At 67.8% G+C, this 650-nt stretch carries 1 protein-coding gene; it reads left to right on the forward strand.

Translation table 11 applies throughout. The features are described from left to right. Positions 1-650 (forward strand): ATP-binding cassette domain-containing protein (locus MTE01_RS16880; protein ID WP_141378456.1); only part of this gene is annotated, 650 nt, incomplete at both ends.

Here is a 650-nt window from a genome sequence, read left to right on the forward strand (position 1 = left end):
CTCATCGGCGACAACGGCGCCGGCAAATCGACCCTGGTGAAGGCCCTGTCGGGCAACCTCGCGGTCGACGAGGGCGAGATCCTCTTCGACGGCAAGCCCATCGACATGTCGAACCCGCAGATCGCCTCGAGCCTCGGCATCGAGACGGTCTACCAGGACCTCGCTCTCGCTCCCCACCTCGACCCGGTGCAGAACATGTATCTCGGCCGCGAGATCCGCCGCCCCGGCGTGGCGGGGGCCCTGGGCTTCATGAAGACCAAGGACATGGCGAAGGCCTCCCGCGCGGCGTTCGACGAGCTCGGCGCCACGGTGCGTTCCCTCACCTCGCCCGTCGGCGAGATGTCGGGCGGTCAGCGCCAGGCGATCGCCATCGCCCGCGCGGTGCACTGGGCGTCTCGCGTGGTGTTCCTCGATGAACCGACCGCGGCCCTCGGTGTGCGGCAGACCAAGAACGTCCTCGAGACCATCCGACGCGTCCGCGACAAGGGCATCGCCGTCGTCTTCATCTCCCACTCGATGCCGCACGTCATCGACGTCTCGGACCGCATCCAGGTGCTGCGCCTGGGCACCCGCGTCGCGAACGTCGATGCGAAGAACACCTCCATGGAAGAACTCGTCGGGCTCATGACCGGCGCCGTCACGAAGGACGA

This window comes from Microbacterium testaceum, assembly GCF_006539145.1.
In the GTDB taxonomy this organism is placed as follows: domain Bacteria; phylum Actinomycetota; class Actinomycetes; order Actinomycetales; family Microbacteriaceae; genus Microbacterium; species Microbacterium testaceum.